This window comes from Stenotrophomonas sp. GD04024 (assembly GCF_029837545.1).
GTDB classification, from domain to species: Bacteria; Pseudomonadota; Gammaproteobacteria; order Xanthomonadales; family Xanthomonadaceae; genus Stenotrophomonas; species Stenotrophomonas forensis.
Genome location: NZ_JAOEDV010000005.1, coordinates 15,304 through 29,163, shown reverse-complemented (window position 1 = coordinate 29,163; position 13,860 = coordinate 15,304). Strand labels below are relative to the sequence as shown.

At 64.2% G+C, this 13,860-nt stretch carries 26 protein-coding genes and 1 tRNA gene; 17 read left to right on the top strand and 10 right to left on the bottom strand.

Annotation, left to right across the window (positions count from 1 at the left end):
- Nucleotides 1-3: 3 nt before the first annotated feature.
- The 6 genes from N7590_RS02710 to N7590_RS02685 form a co-directional block, all read right to left on the bottom strand.
- Nucleotides 4-387, bottom strand: coding sequence for a hypothetical protein (locus tag N7590_RS02710; protein ID WP_279935099.1), 384 nt, complete (start codon nt 385-387; stop codon nt 4-6).
- Between the two features lie 132 nt (nt 388-519).
- A complete protein-coding gene (locus N7590_RS02705; RefSeq protein ID WP_197604917.1) occupies nt 520-765 on the bottom strand; it encodes a hypothetical protein in 246 nt (81 codons plus the stop codon).
- A 190-nt stretch (nt 766-955) separates the two neighbouring features.
- On the bottom strand, nt 956-1,252 hold the full coding sequence (locus N7590_RS02700; protein ID WP_279935098.1) for a hypothetical protein: 297 nt from the start codon (nt 1,250-1,252) through the stop codon (nt 956-958).
- Nucleotides 1,249-1,473 carry a hypothetical protein gene (locus N7590_RS02695; protein ID WP_279935097.1) on the bottom strand — a complete coding sequence of 75 codons (225 nt, stop codon included), beginning with the start codon at nt 1,471-1,473 and terminating at the stop codon, nt 1,249-1,251. Before N7590_RS02695 ends, N7590_RS02700 begins: the two co-directional genes overlap by 4 nt.
- Nucleotides 1,470-1,754, bottom strand: a complete 285-nt coding sequence (locus tag N7590_RS02690; protein WP_279935096.1) for a helix-turn-helix domain-containing protein — start codon at nt 1,752-1,754, stop codon at nt 1,470-1,472. The genes N7590_RS02695 and N7590_RS02690 overlap by 4 nt, the downstream gene beginning before the upstream one ends.
- Nucleotides 1,751-2,269: a hypothetical protein gene (locus tag N7590_RS02685; RefSeq protein WP_279935094.1), complete on the bottom strand. Its 519-nt coding sequence runs from the start codon at nt 2,267-2,269 to the stop codon at nt 1,751-1,753. The genes N7590_RS02690 and N7590_RS02685 overlap by 4 nt, the downstream gene beginning before the upstream one ends.
- A gap of 262 nt (nt 2,270-2,531) precedes the next feature.
- Between N7590_RS02685 and N7590_RS02680 the strand changes: the two genes are divergently transcribed.
- Nucleotides 2,532-2,897, top strand: coding sequence for a hypothetical protein (locus N7590_RS02680; protein WP_279935093.1), 366 nt, complete (start codon nt 2,532-2,534; stop codon nt 2,895-2,897).
- Nucleotides 2,898-2,915: 18 nt separating this feature from the next.
- Here the strand turns inward: N7590_RS02680 and N7590_RS02675 are convergent, their stop codons facing one another.
- The gene (locus N7590_RS02675; RefSeq protein ID WP_279935092.1) at nt 2,916-3,617 is read right to left on the bottom strand and encodes a S24 family peptidase; all 702 of its coding nucleotides are present in this window, start codon (nt 3,615-3,617) and stop codon (nt 2,916-2,918) included.
- A 78-nt stretch (nt 3,618-3,695) separates the two neighbouring features.
- On the opposite strand from N7590_RS02675, the gene N7590_RS02670 reads away from it, so the two are divergent.
- Nucleotides 3,696-3,959 carry a hypothetical protein gene (locus N7590_RS02670; RefSeq protein WP_279935091.1) on the top strand — a complete coding sequence of 88 codons (264 nt, stop codon included), beginning with the start codon at nt 3,696-3,698 and terminating at the stop codon, nt 3,957-3,959.
- Nucleotides 3,960-3,962: 3 nt separating this feature from the next.
- Nucleotides 3,963-4,313 (top strand): hypothetical protein, encoded by a 351-nt coding sequence (locus N7590_RS02665; RefSeq protein ID WP_279935090.1) that lies wholly within the window; start codon nt 3,963-3,965, stop codon nt 4,311-4,313.
- Here the strand turns inward: N7590_RS02665 and N7590_RS02660 are convergent.
- Entirely contained in the window at nt 4,288-4,512 is a 225-nt protein-coding gene (locus N7590_RS02660) for a hypothetical protein (RefSeq protein WP_279935089.1), read from the bottom strand. The genes N7590_RS02665 and N7590_RS02660 overlap by 26 nt on opposite strands.
- 126 nt (nt 4,513-4,638) lie before the next feature.
- Here N7590_RS02660 and N7590_RS02655 point away from each other — a divergent pair, with 126 nt between their 5' ends.
- Genes N7590_RS02655 through N7590_RS02620 form a run of 8 tightly spaced genes read left to right on the top strand, consistent with a single transcriptional unit; the run spans nt 4,639 to nt 9,339 of the window.
- Nucleotides 4,639-5,241, top strand: a complete 603-nt coding sequence (locus N7590_RS02655; RefSeq protein ID WP_279935087.1) for a hypothetical protein — start codon at nt 4,639-4,641, stop codon at nt 5,239-5,241.
- Nucleotides 5,238-5,564, top strand: a complete 327-nt coding sequence (locus tag N7590_RS02650; protein WP_279935086.1) for a helix-turn-helix domain-containing protein — start codon at nt 5,238-5,240, stop codon at nt 5,562-5,564. Before N7590_RS02655 ends, N7590_RS02650 begins: the two co-directional genes overlap by 4 nt.
- Nucleotides 5,561-5,932 (top strand): hypothetical protein, encoded by a 372-nt coding sequence (locus tag N7590_RS02645; RefSeq protein ID WP_279935085.1) that lies wholly within the window; start codon nt 5,561-5,563, stop codon nt 5,930-5,932. Before N7590_RS02650 ends, N7590_RS02645 begins: the two co-directional genes overlap by 4 nt.
- On the top strand, nt 5,932-6,936 hold the full coding sequence (locus N7590_RS02640) for a YdaU family protein (RefSeq protein ID WP_279935084.1): 1,005 nt from the start codon (nt 5,932-5,934) through the stop codon (nt 6,934-6,936). The genes N7590_RS02645 and N7590_RS02640 overlap by 1 nt, the downstream gene beginning before the upstream one ends.
- Complete coding sequence (locus N7590_RS02635) at nt 6,899-7,513, top strand: hypothetical protein (RefSeq protein WP_279935083.1); 615 nt, start codon at nt 6,899-6,901, stop codon at nt 7,511-7,513. Before N7590_RS02640 ends, N7590_RS02635 begins: the two co-directional genes overlap by 38 nt.
- The gene (locus tag N7590_RS02630) at nt 7,500-8,030 is read left to right on the top strand and encodes a hypothetical protein (RefSeq protein WP_279935082.1); all 531 of its coding nucleotides are present in this window, start codon (nt 7,500-7,502) and stop codon (nt 8,028-8,030) included. The genes N7590_RS02635 and N7590_RS02630 overlap by 14 nt, the downstream gene beginning before the upstream one ends.
- Nucleotides 8,030-8,548: a hypothetical protein gene (locus tag N7590_RS02625; protein WP_279935081.1), complete on the top strand. Its 519-nt coding sequence runs from the start codon at nt 8,030-8,032 to the stop codon at nt 8,546-8,548. The genes N7590_RS02630 and N7590_RS02625 overlap by 1 nt, the downstream gene beginning before the upstream one ends.
- A gap of 5 nt (nt 8,549-8,553) precedes the next feature.
- Nucleotides 8,554-9,339 (top strand): phage antirepressor KilAC domain-containing protein, encoded by a 786-nt coding sequence (locus tag N7590_RS02620; protein WP_279935142.1) that lies wholly within the window; start codon nt 8,554-8,556, stop codon nt 9,337-9,339.
- A 77-nt stretch (nt 9,340-9,416) separates the two neighbouring features.
- On the opposite strand, the gene N7590_RS02615 is transcribed toward N7590_RS02620, so the two are convergent.
- Nucleotides 9,417-10,094: a hypothetical protein gene (locus tag N7590_RS02615; RefSeq protein ID WP_279935080.1), complete on the bottom strand. Its 678-nt coding sequence runs from the start codon at nt 10,092-10,094 to the stop codon at nt 9,417-9,419.
- A gap of 643 nt (nt 10,095-10,737) precedes the next feature.
- On the opposite strand from N7590_RS02615, the gene N7590_RS02610 reads away from it, so the two are divergent.
- Nucleotides 10,738-11,154 (top strand): hypothetical protein, encoded by a 417-nt coding sequence (locus N7590_RS02610; RefSeq protein WP_279935079.1) that lies wholly within the window; start codon nt 10,738-10,740, stop codon nt 11,152-11,154.
- A gap of 54 nt (nt 11,155-11,208) precedes the next feature.
- On the opposite strand, the gene N7590_RS02605 is transcribed toward N7590_RS02610, so the two are convergent.
- Nucleotides 11,209-11,550 (bottom strand): hypothetical protein, encoded by a 342-nt coding sequence (locus N7590_RS02605; RefSeq protein ID WP_279935078.1) that lies wholly within the window; start codon nt 11,548-11,550, stop codon nt 11,209-11,211.
- 219 nt (nt 11,551-11,769) lie between these two features.
- Between N7590_RS02605 and N7590_RS02600 the strand changes: the two genes are divergently transcribed.
- The 5 genes from N7590_RS02600 (at nt 11,770) to N7590_RS02580 (ending at nt 13,848) form a co-directional block, all read left to right on the top strand.
- Nucleotides 11,770-11,844: transfer RNA gene (locus tag N7590_RS02600), tRNA-Gly, on the top strand.
- Nucleotides 11,845-12,121: 277 nt separating this feature from the next.
- Nucleotides 12,122-12,634 (top strand): glycoside hydrolase family 104 protein, encoded by a 513-nt coding sequence (locus N7590_RS02595; RefSeq protein WP_279935077.1) that lies wholly within the window; start codon nt 12,122-12,124, stop codon nt 12,632-12,634.
- 8 nt (nt 12,635-12,642) lie between these two features.
- A complete protein-coding gene (locus N7590_RS02590) occupies nt 12,643-13,086 on the top strand; it encodes a hypothetical protein (RefSeq protein WP_279935076.1) in 444 nt (147 codons plus the stop codon).
- Nucleotides 13,083-13,565: a hypothetical protein gene (locus N7590_RS02585; RefSeq protein WP_279935075.1), complete on the top strand. Its 483-nt coding sequence runs from the start codon at nt 13,083-13,085 to the stop codon at nt 13,563-13,565. The genes N7590_RS02590 and N7590_RS02585 overlap by 4 nt, the downstream gene beginning before the upstream one ends.
- A 1-nt stretch (nt 13,566) precedes the next feature.
- Nucleotides 13,567-13,848 carry a hypothetical protein gene (locus N7590_RS02580; protein WP_279935074.1) on the top strand — a complete coding sequence of 94 codons (282 nt, stop codon included), beginning with the start codon at nt 13,567-13,569 and terminating at the stop codon, nt 13,846-13,848.
- The last annotated feature ends 12 nt before the right edge of the window (nt 13,849-13,860 follow it).

The window sequence follows — 13,860 nt, the reverse complement described above, 5'->3', positions numbered from 1 at the left end:
GGATCAGTGCTTGTCGACGGCGCGGTGACGGCTGTAGCCCATGCCTTCGATGGGGATCCCGCACCAGGTGAGCGTTGCGCCGGGAATCGGTTCGGGCCTCGCTTCGCGCCAGGGCTGTTTCGACCCGGCCTTGCGCGCTCGCATCCATGCCGCCTTGGCTTCATCCCGATGCGGTTTCTGCATTCGGGCCAAGATCCGGCGCACGCAGTGCTTGAGGTCGGAGATCTGCAGCACGATGCGCGACGGCCGTTGGCCCTTGGCGGTCGTGTAGCCGTCAACGAAGCCGGCGACTTGCTCGCGGATCTGCTCAATACGGGGTAGCTCGCCGTTTTCCTTCTTGGCGAACTCGGGCTCGTGCTGGAAATCAACAACGACTAAATCGGTCATGGCGGATCTCGGTTTGAAATGGGTGCAGGAATGGGGAACCTTCCTCAGCGCTTGGGGATGGCCAGGCGGGCTGGGTCTTGATTGAAGATGTCGAGCTGGTTGCGGAGGTCCATGGATGCCGCCGGCGGAGCGTCAGCGGAGTTGTGTGCGTGGCCAGAGCGCCGGCATCTGCCGTTGCCATGCGGCATAGCCGATTCGGATGCCTTTCTTCAGCGAGCGCTGCAGGGTCCGGCCGAACTGCACGCGCAGGGCGAACCAGCGGCACGGGTGGGCAGCAACTGCTGCCTCGTAGCGCTGCAGCCTTTCTTCGGGCGTCGGTGCGGCCGTGCTGACGATCACCGCGTCCAGGCCGCCGCCTATTGGGTGCAGGCCATCCATCAGCGCACCAACCTGTGCAGATTCGGTGAGACGCGCTGACGCTGCTCTTCCGCCTCGCGTTGGCGCTGTGCGCTAGCCTGATGCGTGCAGTACACGCGGTAGGGATGGCGCCGGGGACGCTTCGCGCGCTCCAAGGCCGCGCGCTGGTCAGGCGTCAGGTCGGGTGCCGGGAGCTTGATTGCAGGCGCCCTCATGCGGAACCGCCTTGGGCACTGGTGTCCTCGATGGCAGCAATGAACGTCTGCAGCTTCTTCTGACTCGCGTGCGGCAGCGCGAAGTAGGTGCGGCCGGCGATGACGTGGTGCTGGCCGGCGGTCTCCATGAAAACCGGGACGGACTCGGAGGACACGTAAGCGACCATGGCCGTTGTGCCTCTCGCCCGGCGCCAGCCCGACACGCTCCAGCCTGCCGGATCCTTCATCACACGCAGGCGCATGCCGCAGCCAGCTACCTCGATGACGGGGACGCCCGGGGCGGCGGCGGTCACGCAGCACCGCCTTGTGCCCGCAGCATGCGGCGGAGGTTTCTGCGCACATCGGCGATGGCTCGGCCTGCGCTAGCGCGGCGCTCCAGAACGGCACGAGCTGCGACGTCGGCGGCTGCGGCGACCAGGTTCGGGGCGAAGCCCATACCAGTTGCGGCAGTGGCAGCCGCCGTGGCGGCGACGGCCGCGCGCTGGGCGAGCGGATAGGTGATGGCGGCGATCATGCTGCACCTGCCTGGCTGAGGGTGTAGCCACGGCTGCGGGTGACGTTGATGCGGTAGCCGTGCTGGACCAACTTCTGGCGCAGGCGGCAGACGGTCACTTCGATGGTGTTCGATTTCCGGCCCGAGGCGCCGTAGATCTCTCGCTCGATCTGCAAGCGGCTGATTGGGATGTCGCCGGCATTGATGATGAGCTGCAGCACCTTCGATTCGGTGGGGCTGAGGGGCAGGCGCTGACCGCCGACCATCGCGGCGCGTGGTTCAGTGCGGAGGCCGGTGATCACGGCGCCACCTCGATGAAGGCCAGGTCGTACATCACGCACTGCGCCCGGCCCAGCACGGGGTAGGTGCTCGATTCTTTGCCGTCTGCGGTCGACAGGCGAACAACCGCATTGGCTCGGACGCATGCTCCGGGGGAGATCTCGTAGGAGCCGTTCAACACGGCATCGGCAGCGTCCAGGGCGAGCTGCCAGCGCTCAGGCTGGAAGCTTTGGGTGAGAGCCTTGGTGATCCCCGGCGCGCAGTCGGGCACGTGCTCTGCGGTGCGGAAGGCGTTGAGGCTTGTGTTGGCAACGGTGCTGCGCAGGCCCCAGTCGTCGGCGGCTGCCAGCTCATACACCGCAAGAGCGGCGCAGATGCGCGGGCTGGTGATCACCAGGTCACGAGGGGTGTCGGCGCCGGGCTCAGAGGCAGGCGGGTCCGTGGGAGCCGCCCAGCCAACCAAGGCCAGGAGGGCAAAGCAGGCAATCACAGCGAGCCCGATGCGGGCAATTCGCTTGGAGCTGTTGGTCAGGGGCATGGCGGCATCCGTCGTTGGGAACGGATGCAGATTACCAAAAGGTAAAGTTAAAGCAATACCATTTGGTAATTATTTTTGTAGGCCTGGCAGGAACTGGCCGTGCTGAGGCTTCCAACCCCTACATTGTTAAGATGAGACCGGCACAGAGGATATGTGCGGGCGAAAGCGGGATGGGGCCATGGCATTGGTAGGTTGTTACGAGTGCGGTAGGGAAATCAGTACAGCGGCGACAGCGTGTGTTGGCTGTGGGGCGCCCGTCGCGTTGTCCAAGGTAATCGAGGAAGAAGGCGGTGGACCGCCGGCTGAGCTGTCGCGTCCGCAGCCGGCGAAACGCTCCGAGTTCAGGGCAGCGCTTTGGATATCCCTCGTCCTGCTATTGGCTTTAGTCGGCGTTCTCTTGTGGAAAATGGCATTCAAGGCGGCTGTGCCGCAGACGCAAGCTGAAGCTAAGGCAGAGCAGGCGGAAGCAGCAGAGAAGAACTTGCTCGATGCTGTAGAGCGTTGCGACAAGCGCTACGCTCAAATGAACTCCGATCGGCAGTACACGACGGGAGACCTGCGGGTGTACGCACAGCTGTGTAAGAACCTACGCGACGACTACAAGGCAAAGTGGGGCCGCGAGCCATGATGCGGTCCCAGCACTCGCTCAGTTGAAGCGGTCGATTCGATTGCGCAGGTACACCTTGCCACCGATCATCGCGCCGCTTGGCAACGGGAACGCCGGGTAGAGCATCGAATTCGCGCTGACAATGTAGACCGCGTCCCCCCTGTCCTGAAGCCCCTTTACCTGTTGGCCACTGCCAGTGTTGATGAGGTAGATGCCATCGCCGTCGAACGTCTGTACACCAGAGTCGACGAGAAGTGATTCGCCCGGCTGAATGATCGGAATCATCGAGTCACCTCGACCTGTGACAAGCACCAGGCGACCCGGCGGCGGAACAAATCCCACGATTGACCGGATGTAGCTCGATGTGAAGTCCATCGACCTGATCACTTCCGGGAAATCATCATTGATCCGTCCATCCCCCATTGCCGCCTCTCCGTCCAGTTGTTGGACGTGAACATAGCCAGACGTTGTCGCAGTCTCTGCGACGCGTGAGACAGCGGGTCGGCCTGACTCGCTGGTGAGAGGGAAGGTCAGGAATCCCGGCGGCATCCCCGCCACTTCCTCCAGTGATGCCGCCCGCTTCTCACCGAAAGACTTGCGCTTCAGTAGCCCGGACAACTCGCCCTGGTTAACCCCGGTAGCAGCGGCGAACGATGCTTGGCTGCCGCCGTGATGCTCGGCGATCCACTGCTGTAGGCGATGGCGGCGGGCGGCGACGGTTGGGGTGTCATCGGTACTCATGTCGTCAGTTTCCGTTACCTACTGGTAATTGACCAAACGGTGTTGCAATGTCTTTACCTTCTGGTAAAGTCATCGCCCATGGACACACTCCGTACCTACCTCGGCACCTTGGCACCAGACGACCAGGCGGCGTTCGCCGTCAAGGCTGGAACGACGATTGGCTATCTGCGAAAGGCCCTGAGCAAGCGGACCCGATTCGATGGCGCACTGGCTCGCCGTCTCGACGAGCAGAGCGGGGGACAGGTTTCCCGAAGCGAGCTGCGCCCCGACATTTTCGATCCGCCTGGGGCTGCCTTCGTCGACCCCGACGCTGACCGCATCGTTCCGGTTGAGGGGGCCTGAGCCATGACCCGTTCAAAGAAGCGTCGCCTCGGGACCATGGAGAAGCTGCGCAGCAGGTTGAATCTGCTGCGCGGCCAGCAACTTGCTCTCGAGGCGGCCTCGGCAAAGTGCCCGATTGAGCGAGCGCGTAAGCAAGCCGAATCCAAACTTGCGTTGACGAACGCGTCGCAGATCAAGTCATCGACCACGACAAGCGCTGACGGCGCTGAAGGCGAAAGCGAATCGGCGGCCCTCTCGTCGGAGCAACGCGTCGAAGGTCTGTTGCTCAGGATCGTCGAGGCACTTGAGCGGATTGACGCACGCCAGGCCATAGCATGCCGCCCCGACTTTAAGTCGTTGAGTACTCGTCGATGACTTCGCGCGCGTTTTCCATCTCGATCACGGCAAGCCGCAATGCTGCTTCCAAGGTCAGCGTGCGCACTTCTCGACCTGCTATGTCGAGGGTCACCTGCACCTCGCTCTCCACCTTGGCCAATTCTGAATACGCCTGCAGCTCCCTCGCCCGTTTCGAGATCAGAAGCGCCCGAATGTCCCTTAGCAACTGAGTTTCCATGTCGCCCTCCCTGCGGGCTGTGTTGTTGGCACAACAAGCTTAACGCAGAGAGGGCGACGCCTAATTCCTTGATACCGGTCGTCCTGTCCATGGCGACCACTTTGCATCGCCTCCCGAGGTGCGTAAATGAAGCCTGATCCTCAGTACCACGAGCCGCGCTCTGCGGTGGTGTTCCGGCACACGACCGACGCCATCCGAAACAGCGGGCACACCGATAGCAGCCTGGCCCAGGCGATCGCCGAGCAGTACATGGCGGACGTGGCACCTGGCGAGCGCATCGTCCAGTTCCACATCGGCACCGATGCCGACAGCACCGAGCGCGCGCTGAAAGCCAACGCCCAGATCGTCGGCCGAATCCGCAATGGCACGGTGAAGATGCCGGTGGACCTGGAAGAGTCGTGGGTGCGCGCGCTGCCGCCGCAGTGGCGCGATGCCTGCTCCCGCGAACTTGCCCAGCGCTACGGCTTCCTTGGCGCGCGGATCCCGATGATGGAGCCGCATGCCGGCGTGCTGGCTGTTGCCCGCCTGTCGGTGGAGTTCGGCCACACGCTCGAGGCGATCACCAACGTCCTCGCTGACGGCCGCATCTGCCCGAAGGACATCCCTGAGTTGCGCCGCGCGCTGGACGAGATCGGCCAGCTCGAGGCAGAACTGGTGACGGCCAAGCGGTATGTGTCCGGCCACCTGCAGGATCTGGCGCCGCGAGCGGTGCAGGGTGCGCAGCGATGAGCAACGGTGCGATGGTGAGCTGGGCAATCGCGGTGGTCGGGGAGTTCGACAGTGCAGGCCGTCGGATCCCCGAGAGTTTGGTGCCGCTACTGCCGATGGTGGACGTGGTCCTGTGGGCTAAGGAACAGGCGCAGCCGCTCCGCGTTGATGCGCTGCAGGAGCGATTCGGCCTGTCACGCGCAACCGCATATCGCTGGCTGCTCGCGCTGCAGGATCTGAACGACCCTGTGGCAGCAAAGCGGCGAGTTCCAAGCCTGCGGCAGCTGAGCACGGCACTAGGCCGTGAGGTTCCCGCATCGGGCCACGCGGAGGCGACAGGATGAACATCAGTCCGACTCTCGGCCTGCGATGTGGTTCTGCCCGCTGCGCGTCACCAGCCGAGACACCCGTTGTCGCAGTGTTGGCGGTGAATGAACCGCGACGCAGCGCGCCCCAGCACGCGCTTGCCGGCTACAACACCACCAGGATCGTCATGGAGTTCATGCGGTGGGCCGTCGAGCGCCACGAGTTCCCGACCGTGGAGGCCATTGTTCGGCACTTCGGCGTGAGCCGCGCCACGGCGTACCGCTGGCGCAACAGCTTGGGCGAAACCTACCGGCTGGAGAAGCTGCCGCCCAACGAGCATGAGCTGATCCGGATCGGCAGCCCAGGCGCCGCAGCGAGCGGCAATCACGGTGCCGGGGAACCCTGATGATCTACTTCGAGATGTATCCGGGCGACTACCTCAAGGACACGACCAGGCTGTCCCTGACGGACCACGGCGTCTACTTCAAGCTGATGCTGGCGTACTACTCGGAAGAGCAGGCGCTGCCAGAGAGCCTGGCGGAGTTGTACGTCATCGCCGGTGCCATCACCGCAGGCGACAAGGCCGCGGTTAAGAAGGTCGCCGAGCGCTATTTTCCGGTGGGTAGCGATGGCCTTCGCCACAGCAAACGGTGTGACGAGCAGATCGCCACGGCCCAGGCCCGCATCGCGGACGGGCAGGGGCGACGGGAAGACAGGAAGGCCGCCGAAGCGGAGCGGCAGGCGCGCACCCGTGCGCGTCGCACGATGCTGTTCGAAGATCTGCGCAACGTGGGTGTCGTGCCGAGCGGCATGTCCACCATGGCGGAACTGAAGACGTTGCACGTCACGCACGTGACCGGCGACGAAGGCGTGACATTGGACAAGCTGTCACGCGTGACAGGTCACGGCGAGTCACGTGTGACAGGGGGCGTGAACACAGGTGTGAACACGGGTAACCAGACCCCAGGCCCCACTTCTTCTACTCCAGATACATCACAGCACGCTCAAGGATCTCTGAGCGGTGTGACCGATGCGGGGCGTGCGTGCCTGCTGATGCGGAAGGCAGGCTGCCATTCGACCAACCCCAGCCACCCCGAACTGCTGGCGGCGCTGGAAGAGGGCGTGACGCCGGAGGCTCTGGGGCATACGGCCGCTGAAGGATTGGCGCGATCGCCACCGGTTTCGAATCCGTTCTCTTGGGCGATCAGGACCGCCCGCAACCGACACGCCGCCGGCGCAGTGCCGACGCACACCACCAACACCGGAGGCCCCAATGCAAACCCTCAACTCGGTTCTGCCGAACACGTCGCTGAGCAGCGGCGACTCCACGAGCAGCGCGCGGCAGCTGGCAGCTTTGGCGGACAAGGCTGCGATGTCATCGACGGAGAGTTCCAATTCGTCCAGCACTGACCCGGACCAGCGCGCGGTGAGCGCCCTGTGGACCGTGTGGGAACGCATGGCCGGCATGTTCCCCGGAAAGTGGGTGCGCGAGAACGGCGCAGCGCCGGTGAACAACGCTGGCAGCCTGACCACCGCCGGTGAGCTGTGGTTCCAGGTGATGTCCGGCATCACCCCGCGACAGGTGGCCGAGGGCTTGGCCAACTGCCTTCGCAGCGCGCTGCAGTGGCCACCGAACCCCGGCCAGTTCCGAGCCATGTGCCTGGGCGTTCCGGCGCTGGCCGAAGTCGACGGCCAGATGCGGCCCGGCCAGGCCCACAGCGGATTCACCGTGCTGGTCAGGTCGAAGCTGGACCTGCACGCCTATCGCACTGCCGAGGGCGGCGCGCAGCAGCAGCGCATGCTGGCCAACGCGTACGAGCGGGCAGTGAAGCACGTCATGGACGGTGGCACCGTACCGGAACCGGCAGCGGCGCTGACCGCGCCGACGATGGAGCCGCAGGTGGTGCGCGATCGCAATGCCGCACGCAGTGCCATGGCGCTGGCGGCTGCCGAACTGGGCTTCGGAGATGCGCATGGAGCCGGCTGACATTCGCGCCTACCAGCGGCAGCTGATCCTGTTCTGCCTGGGCATCCACGGGGACAGCACCGCAGCTGAGGCGCTGGAGCTGATGGGCAACGCGGCGCTCGAGGCAGGCGCGCCGCGCGAAGCGATGGTGCTGACCACTGCCGCTGCCGCTGGCCTGCTGCGTGAGCTGGATCGTGATGGGTTGGTGCGTCGCTGCGAGAATCGCGTCAGCGCCCGCCACGGACGTCCGGAGGCCACCTGGGCGGTGACCGACGCCGGCCGCGTGGATGGCATGCCGCTGCCGCCCTCCGGCCAGCAGCAGCTGGCGATGCCGCAGCTGGCCCCAGCGCCTACCCACCGCACGAGGGGCGGTATCTCCATGGAGCAGTTGATGGGCCTGCTCAACGTCGAGTTCGACTGCATGCTTGAACAGATGGACCGAGAGCACCAGGCTGCGCAACAGCGCGCCCGGCAGGAGTTCGACGCATTCCGGCAGCGCGCGATGCGCGTCTGGGGCGCAATGGAGGCATCTGCCTGATGCCGCCGAAGAAGACGTCCAGCCGATCGCTGCGCTACGCCTCCACGCAGGATATGCCGGAGGGCATGCGCCGTCTGGTCCAAGGCCAGGCCAGCACGGCCGCCGCCGCCCCGGCGCCAACCGCCGCACGCGCCTACCGCCCGCCGGCAGCGGCACAGTCCACCGGCAGCGGCAACGCCGCCGGCAAGGTTGCGCGTGGCCGGCCCCGGCATGTGCCCGGTGAGATGAACAAGACAGAAGAGGCCTACGCCGCGCACCTGGCGCTGCAGATGGCCGCTGGCGAGATCGCATGGTTCCGATTCGAGTCCGTGAAGCTGAAGTTGGCCGAGAAGACGCACCTGACCATCGACTTCTTCGTGATGACGGCCGCCGGCGAACTGGAGGCCCACGAGGTGAAGGGCTTCTGGGAGGAAGACGCTCGCGTGAAGGTGAAGGTGGCCGCTGAGATGTACCCGTTCCGATTCCTGGCAGTCCAGCGCGCCCCCGGCGGCGGCTGGAAAACGGAGGTGTTTTCTTGAACGCGATGATGATTGGCGGCGCCAGCGTGCGCCGCGATGACGTGGGCAGGTTCTGCCTGAATGATCTGCACCAAGCCGCCGGCGGCGCCAAACGTCACCAGCCCGGCGACTGGCAGCGCCTGAAGCAGACCGAGGAACTGGTGGCCGAGCTGGCCAATTCCGGGGATTCCCGGATTTACCCTGTGCACTCGGTGGCCGGCCGTTACGGCGGCAGCTACGTGGTGCGCGAGCTGGTCTATGCCTATGCCATGTGGATCAGCGCCAGCTTCAGCCTGCAGGTGATCCGCGCCTATGACGCGCTGGCCGCTGGCACACCGGCACCTGACCCGATGCAGGCCCTGACCGATCCGGCGACGCTGCGCGCGCTGCTGCTGTCCTACAGCGAGAAGGCCGAGATCCTCGAGGCGCGCGTGCAGTACCAGGAACCGCAGGTGCGCGCGCTGCTGCGGCTGACCCAGGCCGATGGCGCCTTCAACATCAGCACCGCGGCCAAGATGCTGCAGGTGCAGCCGCGACAGCTGTTCGCCTGGCTGGCCGAGCACGGCTGGATCTACCGCCGCGCGGGCAGCAAGAACTGGCTGGCATACCAGAACCGCCTGCAGCAGGGAGTGCTGGTGCACAAGGCGTGCATCCAGCGCACCGACGGTGAGCAGGAGCGCGTACACGAGCAGGTGCTGGTGACCGCGAAGGGGCTGTCGCGGCTGGCCGAGAGCATCGACCGGGGCCAGATGACCTGGGCGCAGGCCGATTCGGCTACTTGGCTGCAGTTGGCTGCGGAGACAAGCCTGTGACCATATCAAGAAGCAAGGCAGTTGACACAGATATGATCTCTACTATCGAGGTGGCAGGACCACCACCTCGGAGCCGATCAACTGGTTTCTGCAATCGTGACTGCACGACTGCTGCTCTTGGAGTCCACACCAGTGATACCGCGTGCGGCATCCTGAAGCTCTCCAAGATACATTGCTTGTCGGGACAGGCTGCGAAGCTGTTCGATCACGTGATCAAAATTCGCGTTCATGTCAGTGGTGCGATGAGCAACTCCAACAGGATACCTTTCCATGAACTGCGTGGCACCTACTCGCAGCATTGCGGTGGCGACGTCAATAGCTTGAGCTCGCGCGCGCTCCTGCTCCCTGAACCCCTGAGATATGCCAATGGGTTGGGCTGGTATCAGGCTCAGAATAGCTCGAAGTGTTGTATGCCGGGATTCGAGCGTCAAAGTACCGCCAGACGCGTCCCTAATGATTGTCTCGTACACAGTAACGGCCAGCCTACAGTTGACGAGCTGGCTTCGAATGTGAATGTACTCCCCATGTTCGGTTTTCTGGATCTCAGCCAGTCGCAGCTTGTGGGACGCTTCGGCGAAATGCATGGCTCCGAAGCCAACCGCCCAGGTGCCAAGAGCCGCTATGACAGCTGCTGCAACGATCAGCGTTTGGTCCGGGGGAATCCCCGGAACCAACGGAGCGGCCATGAGGAAGCCAAAAGTGACCCCCACGATCACCGCTGCGGCAAGGTAGATGCCATTGAAAATCCTCTCCATTTCCTTGCCAGTCTCCTGAAGGCCTGTGTCTGGCAAAGCTTACCTCTTGGTAATGCGAGACGTCGTTCTGTATGCCAGAACGTGAAGTCATGCCCCGCCCTGAACCAAGTAATCCGGAGAGTAGTGAACATGGAGATGACACGATGATTCCCGCCTTCCTCAGCCTGGACGAGGCAACCCACCACCTGTACCTCGAAGGAAAGGAGGGTCCCATCAGGTGCCAGGTCGATGACAGTCTGTGGGAGGTCTGGCAGGACGGTCGGTCCCGCTGGGTCAGCAACTGCGAGGTGGCCTGATGTCGGCAGTGGCCACGCCCGCGGTGGACCTGACGCCGTGTGGCAACTGCGGCAGCGACGACGTGTGCATGCGCGCGCGGGGCAGTGCCGGTAGCCGCCGAACCGCGCAGGTGGTGTGCGCGCGTTGCACTGCGCGCGGAGAGCTACATGTTGGGGCAGATGCAGACGAGCGCGCATGCAGGTCTTGGGCGAACCGACCCGCCTACATACCGGCGCCGGCGGCGGTCAGGGTGGTGCATGGCCGAGTGCCGGTTCCAGAGCCGACCCTGGAGCGAGATCCGCTCGAGCTGATCGCCCGCATGCTGGTCGGCGGGAGCTTTCGCGAGCCGTCGAATGGCAGGTCAACCATGACGCCGCTGACTGCCGCCGACATTGCCGGTGCCGTCGGCATGATGCGCGACTCCGTGGCCAAGCAGGCAATTATGGCGGTGGCGCTGCGGGGGCAGGGTGTGTCTCTGTCGTCGCTTGGGCGTTCCCTGGCCAGGCGGGTGTTGCGCCAGATCCAGTGGCAGCGACGCAGCGGCGGAAAGCCCGCGCTGCGCATGGATGACCCGGCCGACCGTTGGCGCATGAGGCTGGTGCTGCAGGACGCGGTGAACGACCTGGTGTGGCCCGAAGGGAAGATCGCCGCACAGGATGCTGCCAAGGCGGCAAAGATGCGGAAGGGGGACTACCTACGCGTGTACGGGATCGCTGCCGCGACGCTGAGGCAGGCGCTGGAGGACGGGAGAAAGGAGTTTAGCGGCAGGGTGTTCAATGTCTGAACTTCCCACGTGGGTACGCGTGAGGCTTACCGGCCTCTGTAAGCCTTCACGACCTCAGAGAAGAATCCGAGAAGGCGTTTGCCCACTCTGCTCAGCAGATGCATCTACCCCATCCTCTTCCGCATGATCCGCGCCTGACTCCGGATAGGCCTCTACAGAAATACTCAACACGTCTTGGACCGTAGAGACATTGCACAGGAACTCAATCAGCTGTTCGTAGAAGGCCTCGCTCTCTTCGACAGTTCTAAACCTGAACGTGTAACGATCTCCAGAATTCATCACGATGGTCACAGTCAGGCCATCCAGGGAGCGCTCTACTGAACTGACTGCCTGACCTACGACTGCGATGTGATTGGAGGCATCTGCCGTGACAACAACGGTAGTCGGGTTGGTCATCACCGCGTCCAGAGTATTAAGGAAGATTACCGCAGTCGCCGCGAACCTTACCGCATTCGCACGACTGCGGTAAGGAACATTACCGCAGTTGCATCGGGAACCAGGATTGTTGTCCAATCGATATCGTGGGCGAGGTTCCGATCTACCCGCACTCAACGGCCGCAGGCCTGGACTCGGGAGGTCCAGTGACCTGCGGTTCGTCGTTTCTGGAACTTGTTCGCGGGCCTGGCCGAGTGGTTTAGGCATCAGCCTTCCAAGCTAAGTACATGGGTTCGATTCCCATGGCCCGCTCCATTCATAGCGGTGTCGGCTTCACTGGACCGGGCTTCCGGTGAGGGACGCACCTCGGGAGCCGATACCGCTATGGGTGGATGGCGCGCGCCGCGCGCATGCGAAAGCTGGTCTGTATTCCTGGAAGCCTCCCGCTGTTCAAAGGGTTCAAGGCTGTAAACGGTCGACCCGCCGGCTAAAAGAGCCGGCCCACCCACCAGTCAACGCCCGCTCACCCCGACCGGATCAACCCTCGCGCCTTGCCGGCAGCGGGGCGGGCACCTTTCTTCAGGAATCTTCGATGGCCAAGATCACCGCTCAACAGGCAGGCGGCACCAACGTCGTCGCCTTTCTGGAAATGCTGGCCTGGTCCGAGGGCACCAGCACCAGCCCCGCAACGCAGAACCAGGGTTACGACGTGATCGTGACCGGCGCCGATCGTGTGCCTGAGATCTTCACCGACTACTCGGTGCACCCTTTCTCTCGTGGGCGTAAGTCCAAGGTCATCAACAGCAAGGGCCTCATCTCCAACGCCTCTGGTCGCTACCAGTTCATGCTGAAGGACTATGCCCACTACCGCGCGCTGCTGAAGCTGCCTGACTTCGGGCCGCTCTCGCAGGATCTCTGGGCCATCCAGCTGATCCGCGAACGCCGCGCACTTCCGTTGATCCAAGCGGGGCGCATCACCGATGCCATTCAGGCCGTGCGCAACATCTGGGCGAGCCTGCCGGGCGCAGGCTACGGCCAGCCGGAGCATGCGGTGGAGAAGCTGCTGGCTGCCTACCGCAAGGCTGGCGGGGCAGTGGCGCCGTGACCGAGCCGATGAGCACCCTGAAAACCTTCGTCGGGACGTTCACCGCTGCGGTGGTGGCTCCGGCGACGGCTGACGCGTTGCGCGAGGCCGAGCGAATCATCCTGGGCGTGCCGCAGTCCGTGCTGCTCGTGGCAATGGCCGGCGCGCTGATCGGCGTGTTGTTGCTGCCGGAGAAGGACGCCGAGCGAGTTGCCGCTGATTCCAATCGCAGGCGAGGCCACCGATTCCTGCAGACGGCTGCTCGCTGGGCCGCGCTGGCAGTGGCAGTGGTGGCGTATGCCATCGTGGCCGCATGGGTCATCGCAGTCGCCGCGTCCATCTGGCCCGCACTCGCGGGCGCCCCGCAGCTACCGCTGGCTGGTCTGTCCGGCGTGCTGATCCGCCGGCTGCTGCCCGGCTACGTGCGCATGGTGGAAAAAGCCACGGGCGCCATCGGAGGCGACAAACCATGACTGTACTGATTCGATTCCTTCGCGCCGCGTGGGACCTGGTCATAGGCGCCGCCGCCGACGCATTGCAGTGGTTGAGCAAGCCCGGCAGCAAGATCAAGGTGGTGTGCGCGGTGCTGGCCTTCGGCTGCGCGGTGTCCGGACTGACTGCCTACGAGAAGGAGCAGAAGATCCGCGACCTGAGCGCTCAGGTCATCAAGGTCCGGGCCGACTGGCAGGCCGACACTGTTCGGCTGCAGGCCGACGTGGACAGCCGCGATCAGCGTCTGGCCGAGGTCGCCGCCGCACTGCGGACGGAAGCCCAGAAGCTGGAAGCGCTCAAGGCGGAGAGCGCTGCGGCGCTGCAGGACCTGGCCGGGAAGATCGAGGTTTCCGAGAAGGAGGTTTCCATCTGGCGCGGTCGCTATGAACAGCGGCCCGACACCTGCAAGGCAGCACTGGAGCTGCTCGATTCCGCCTGCCCGGCACTGAAGGGGTATTGATATGCGCGTCATCGTGGTTGCCTTCGCCATGCTGCTGGCCGGCTGCCAAGCCGCACCCGTCAAGCAGAACGTGCCAGCGCCGGCCGTGATCAAAGTGCCGGTGGCCACCTACGTTCCAATCGATGCCGCGCTGACCAAGCGCTGTCGCTGGGTGCGCGATGGGAAGCCATCGGAGGTGTTCGATGTGAGCAACGGAAGGAAACGATGCCTCCTTCAGTACGAGGCGCAGCTCGATGCCGTCAACCAAGTGCAAGGCAAGCCTGTGCCGGATTCTGGGAGTTGATCAGGCGGAGGT

Coding starts and splice junctions, on each gene's coding strand:
- N7590_RS02610 (WP_279935079.1), top strand. CDS start 10,738: ATGACGCCGCTGACTGCCGCCGACATTGCCGGTGCCGTCGGCATGATG.
- N7590_RS02645 (WP_279935085.1), top strand. CDS start 5,561: ATGAACATCAGTCCGACTCTCGGCCTGCGATGTGGTTCTGCCCGCTGC.
- N7590_RS02650 (WP_279935086.1), top strand. CDS start 5,238: ATGAGCAACGGTGCGATGGTGAGCTGGGCAATCGCGGTGGTCGGGGAG.
- N7590_RS02595 (WP_279935077.1), top strand. CDS start 12,122: ATGGCCAAGATCACCGCTCAACAGGCAGGCGGCACCAACGTCGTCGCC.
- N7590_RS02620 (WP_279935142.1), top strand. CDS start 8,554: ATGATGATTGGCGGCGCCAGCGTGCGCCGCGATGACGTGGGCAGGTTC.
- N7590_RS02695 (WP_279935097.1), bottom strand. CDS start 1,473: ATGATCGCCGCCATCACCTATCCGCTCGCCCAGCGCGCGGCCGTCGCC.
- N7590_RS02675 (WP_279935092.1), bottom strand. CDS start 3,617: ATGAGTACCGATGACACCCCAACCGTCGCCGCCCGCCGCCATCGCCTA.
- N7590_RS02615 (WP_279935080.1), bottom strand. CDS start 10,094: ATGGAGAGGATTTTCAATGGCATCTACCTTGCCGCAGCGGTGATCGTG.
- N7590_RS02630 (WP_279935082.1), top strand. CDS start 7,500: ATGGAGCCGGCTGACATTCGCGCCTACCAGCGGCAGCTGATCCTGTTC.
- N7590_RS02625 (WP_279935081.1), top strand. CDS start 8,030: ATGCCGCCGAAGAAGACGTCCAGCCGATCGCTGCGCTACGCCTCCACG.
- N7590_RS02585 (WP_279935075.1), top strand. CDS start 13,083: ATGACTGTACTGATTCGATTCCTTCGCGCCGCGTGGGACCTGGTCATA.
- N7590_RS02705 (WP_197604917.1), bottom strand. CDS start 765: ATGGATGGCCTGCACCCAATAGGCGGCGGCCTGGACGCGGTGATCGTC.
- N7590_RS02640 (WP_279935084.1), top strand. CDS start 5,932: ATGATCTACTTCGAGATGTATCCGGGCGACTACCTCAAGGACACGACC.
- N7590_RS02670 (WP_279935091.1), top strand. CDS start 3,696: ATGGACACACTCCGTACCTACCTCGGCACCTTGGCACCAGACGACCAG.
- N7590_RS02590 (WP_279935076.1), top strand. CDS start 12,643: ATGAGCACCCTGAAAACCTTCGTCGGGACGTTCACCGCTGCGGTGGTG.
- N7590_RS02660 (WP_279935089.1), bottom strand. CDS start 4,512: ATGGAAACTCAGTTGCTAAGGGACATTCGGGCGCTTCTGATCTCGAAA.
- N7590_RS02605 (WP_279935078.1), bottom strand. CDS start 11,550: ATGACCAACCCGACTACCGTTGTTGTCACGGCAGATGCCTCCAATCAC.
- N7590_RS02665 (WP_279935090.1), top strand. CDS start 3,963: ATGACCCGTTCAAAGAAGCGTCGCCTCGGGACCATGGAGAAGCTGCGC.
- N7590_RS02580 (WP_279935074.1), top strand. CDS start 13,567: ATGCGCGTCATCGTGGTTGCCTTCGCCATGCTGCTGGCCGGCTGCCAA.
- N7590_RS02710 (WP_279935099.1), bottom strand. CDS start 387: ATGACCGATTTAGTCGTTGTTGATTTCCAGCACGAGCCCGAGTTCGCC.
- N7590_RS02685 (WP_279935094.1), bottom strand. CDS start 2,269: ATGCCCCTGACCAACAGCTCCAAGCGAATTGCCCGCATCGGGCTCGCT.
- N7590_RS02655 (WP_279935087.1), top strand. CDS start 4,639: ATGAAGCCTGATCCTCAGTACCACGAGCCGCGCTCTGCGGTGGTGTTC.
- N7590_RS02635 (WP_279935083.1), top strand. CDS start 6,899: ATGTCATCGACGGAGAGTTCCAATTCGTCCAGCACTGACCCGGACCAG.